At 71.6% G+C, this 4,008-nt stretch carries 4 protein-coding genes; all 4 read left to right on the forward strand.

Translation table 11 applies throughout. From position 1 onward, the window contains the following. Nucleotides 1-323: 323 nt before the first annotated feature. The 4 genes from B4E30_RS07635 to B4E30_RS07650 all read left to right on the forward strand — a co-directional run bounded on the left by B4E30_RS07635 (nt 324) and on the right by B4E30_RS07650 (nt 3,887). Nucleotides 324-695 carry a sterol carrier family protein gene (locus tag B4E30_RS07635; protein ID WP_286794458.1) on the forward strand — a complete coding sequence of 124 codons (372 nt, stop codon included), beginning with the start codon at nt 324-326 and terminating at the stop codon, nt 693-695. A gap of 110 nt (nt 696-805) precedes the next feature. Further along, on the forward strand, nt 806-1,726 hold the full coding sequence (locus B4E30_RS07640; protein WP_286794460.1) for an HtaA domain-containing protein: 921 nt from the start codon (nt 806-808) through the stop codon (nt 1,724-1,726). Further along, nucleotides 1,723-2,817, forward strand: a complete 1,095-nt coding sequence (locus tag B4E30_RS07645; protein ID WP_286794462.1) for a heme/hemin ABC transporter substrate-binding protein — start codon at nt 1,723-1,725, stop codon at nt 2,815-2,817. The genes B4E30_RS07640 and B4E30_RS07645 overlap by 4 nt, the downstream gene beginning before the upstream one ends. Before the next feature lie 26 nt (nt 2,818-2,843). After that, on the forward strand, nt 2,844-3,887 hold the full coding sequence (locus tag B4E30_RS07650) for a FecCD family ABC transporter permease (protein WP_286794465.1): 1,044 nt from the start codon (nt 2,844-2,846) through the stop codon (nt 3,885-3,887). Nucleotides 3,888-4,008: the final 121 nt, after the last annotated feature.

Consider the following 4,008-nt stretch of genomic DNA (forward strand, 5'->3'; position numbering starts at 1 on the left):
ACACCACACCACGGGACTTGACCGCCGGTGGCGAGCAGCCGGTGGCGGGTGGGGCGGCGTCGGCCGTGGTGTGTGGCCGCGCGGCGGGGCCGCTCGGCGATTGCGCCTCCGGCGTCGTGCCCTAACTCAGGCTGGGTGTCGGGTTGTGGCCGAATACGGCGGGATCTTCGAGATCGATGCCGCCCCAGCCTGAGTTAGGACCCGGGGAGGAGGGCCGGTGGCCGGGCCGGGGCCGGGAGGTCCGGGAGGTCCGGGATGGCCGGCTCCGGGTGGCGGGTGGCCGGTGGCGGGTGGCGACGGCCGAGCGGGGATAGCCTCAAGGAATGGCCCGGAAGATCACGACGGATGACGGCCGCGCCGCGCTCGCGGCCGTGGGCCGCGCCGCGGCGGCCGGCGCCGAACCCGCTCGCACCGACCTCGGCACCGGCGTGCGTTACCTGCTGCAGCTGCTCGCCGAGAAGGCGCCGGGGAATTCCGTCGAGGTGCGCGTGCCGCCGTTCGGGGCCGTCCAGGTCGTGGAAGGTCCGCGCCACACCCGAGGAACTCCGCCGAACGTCGTCGAAATGACGCCCTCCACGTGGATCGCCCTGGCGACGGGAGAGTCGGCATGGTCGGATGTCGCCGGCACCGCGCAACTGAGCGCGTCGGGCACGCGTGCCCCGGAGATCGCCGCTCTGCTCCCGCTCCGGCCCTAACGGAGTGCGCCATGCCCCGTGGGTGCGGGAATGCGCCCGCGCGGCGGGTGGGATAGATTAGGTTAGCCCACCCTAAGTCTACGATCGCCTCGTGCATGTCAGGAGTCAGCGTGCACTCTCCGCGCCCCATCGGCCCCGCCCACCCCGCCGGCCCCGCCGACCCCGCTGGCCCCGCCCGCCGCGCCCGCGTCGTCCTGGCTTCCGCCCTCGCGACATCCGTTGGCGCTCTCACCGTCGTCGCCGCGGCGCCCGCCGCGACCGCGGCGACGACGTCGACCCCGGAGGCGACCACCTGTCAGGTCGTCGAGGCCGACGCGTCATGGGGGTTCAAGGAGTCCTTCCGGTCCTACATCTCGGGATCGATCGCGCACGGTGAATGGGAGACTTCGGGGGACGTGTCCTACGCCACGCCCGAGTTCCTCTTCGCGTCATCGGCGGGCGAGGTCTCCTCCGACGGTTCTGCCGGGACGGTCCCGGTCGAGGGTGGCATCCACTTCACCGGTCACGACGGACTTCTCGACACGACGGTCGAGAACCCTTCGCTCGTCATCGTCGACGCCGCGACGGCGCAGATCGTCGTCGACATCACCGGCGTCTCGATGGAAGATGCGATGGCCGGAGACGCCACCGCTGAGACGCTGACCGAGGTCGGCTTCGTCGAGGTCGACCTCGAGGGGATGACCGTGACCAACGACGGCGACAGCGTCACACTCGCGGTCGAGGATGCCCCGACGGCGATCACCGAAGACGGGTTCGCCGCGTTCGGCAGCTACGAGCCGGGAACCGCCTTCGATCCGCTGAGCTTCACCATCATCGCCGAGTGCCCGGCCGCCGCCTCTCCGACCCCCGAGCCCAGCACGTCGACCGTTGACGCCGCCGCAGTCGACGTCGATCCGCCGGCGGCGACCGCCGACAACGCCTCGTGGCTCGTGTGGACCGGCATCGGCGCGGTGATCGCGGCGGCGGCGGCTGCCGTCGTCGTCGTGCTGCGCCGCCGTCGTCGCGGAGGCGATTCCGAGGTTTCCCCGTGAGGCGACGCGCGACGGTCATGCTCTTGGGCGTCCTTCTGATCGTCACGGGATGCGCAACCGCACCGTCCGCTGCGGACGAGACCGTCACGGCCTCCGCCCAGGTGCCGTTGAGCGAGGTCGTGCCGCTGGCGGATCCGCGCGCGTGGACGGGGGAGTCCACGGCGGTCATCGACGAGGCGGAGATCGTGCCGGTGGTCGAATCCCCGTCGCAGGAGCTGCCGGCCGAGGTCGTCTCGCGCGACCTCGGCGGCGACACCGACGTCGTCGTCTCCGACACGTCGCGTGTGGTCGCGATGGATCTCTCGGGGTCGCTCGCCGCCACCGTGTGGGGCCTCGGCTTCGGTGAGACGCTCGTCGGCCGGGACGTGTCGACGACCTTCCCCGGCGCCGTGGATCTGCCCGTCATCACCACCGACGGCCACAGCGTCAATGCCGAGGCGGTCATCGCCCTGGCGCCCACACTGGTCCTCACCGACGGGAGCATCGGGCCACGGGATGTGGTCGAGCAGCTTCGTGACGTCGGCATCGCGGTCGTCTTCGTCGAGGAGTCCGCCTCCCTCGACGGGGCCGCCGAGCTCGCGCGCGACGTCGCTGCGGTGTTCGGTGCCCCCGAAGCCGGAGAGCTCCTGGCCGATCGGATCGACGCCGAGCTCGCCGAGGTGTCCGCCCAGATCGCGCGTCTCGCGCCGTCCGATCCGGATGATCGGCTGCGCATGGTCTTTCTCTACCTGCGGGGCACGGCCGGGGTCTATTACCTGTTCGGCGAAGAATCCGGGGCCGACACCCTGATCGAAGGCCTCGGGGGCGTGGATGTGGCCGGGGAGCTCGGGTGGCGGGGGATGCAACCCCTCACGGACGAGGCCATGGTCGCCGCCGATCCTGACCTCATCCTCGTCATGACCGGTGGCATCGAATCCGTGGGCGGTGTGGATGGACTGCTCGCCGACAAGCCGGCCATCGCCCTCACCTCAGCCGGCGAGCACCGCCGCTTCGTGGACATGGCCGACGGGCAGATCCTCTCCTTCGGGCCGCGATCGGCCGACGTGCTCGCTGCTCTCGCCCGGGCGATCTACGCCCCGGACGAGCGGTGACCGCTCCCGCGGCGACCACTCCGGCCGTGACTGCGCGTCGTGTGCGTCGGAGCGTCGTCATCGGAGCAGGACTGCTGCTGCTGGTCATCGGCATCGTGCTCTCGGCCGGCATCGGGCAGCTGCCGATCGGCCCCCCGGAGGTGGTCGGATCGCTGTTGCGCGCCGCCGGGATCGACAACGCCTGGGCGCCGGTGGACCCGCTCATCGAGCAGACGCTCTGGCAGATTCGGCTCCCTCGCGTGGTGATGTCGGTCGCGGTCGGCGCGCTCCTCGCCGTTGCCGGGGCCGTGATGCAGGCGATCTTCGCCAATCCACTGGCCGAGCCCGGCGTCGTCGGCGTCTCCTCGGGCGCCGCCGTCGGTGCGGCGATCGCCATCACGATCGGCGCGACGGCCTTCGGCTCCTGGGGCAGCGCGCTCTTCGCGTTCGCCGGCGGACTCGCGGCCACGCTCGTCGTCTATGCCGCGGCGCGCTCGCAGGGGCGCACCGAGGCCGTCACCCTGCTGCTCACCGGAATCGCCGTGAACGCGTTCGCGGGAGCGGCGCTGGCTCTGCTCATGTTCGTCGGCGACACCGCCTCGCGGGAGCAGATCATCTTCTGGCAGCTCGGATCGATGAACGGCACCCGGTGGTCGGAGGTGGCGATCACGGTCGTCGTGGGCACGGCGGCCGCGGCCGCCACGATCGGCCTCGCGCGGCGGTACGACCTTCTCGCGCTCGGTGATCGCACCGCGGCGCACCTCGGCGTGAAGATCGAGAGGCTGCGTCTGGTCTCGATCGTGCTGGTGGCTCTCCTCACCGGTGTCGCGGTCGCGTTCGTGGGCATCATCGCCTTCGTGGGCCTCGTCGTTCCGCATGTCGCCCGCATGCTCCTGGGTCCCTCGAACCGGGTCCTGCTGCCGGTGTCGTTGATCGGAGGCGCGACGATGCTCGTCTACGCCGACCTCCTCGCCCGCACCATCGTGCCCGCGGCCGACCTGCCGATCGGCGTTCTCACCTCGCTCATCGGCGGTCCCTTCTTCTTCTGGCTCATCCGCCGCAACCGGCGCCGCGCGGGAGGATGGGCATGACCGCCGCGGCGATCGTCGCGCGGCACGTCACGTATCGCGTCGGGTCGACGACCATCCTCGACGACGTGTCCATCGAGGTCGCGTACGGCCGCCTTCTCGCGCTCGTCGGGCCCAACGGCGC

It is taken from the genome of Microbacterium sp. UBA3394, assembly GCF_002358725.1.
Taxonomy (GTDB): domain Bacteria; phylum Actinomycetota; class Actinomycetes; order Actinomycetales; family Microbacteriaceae; genus Microbacterium; species Microbacterium luteum.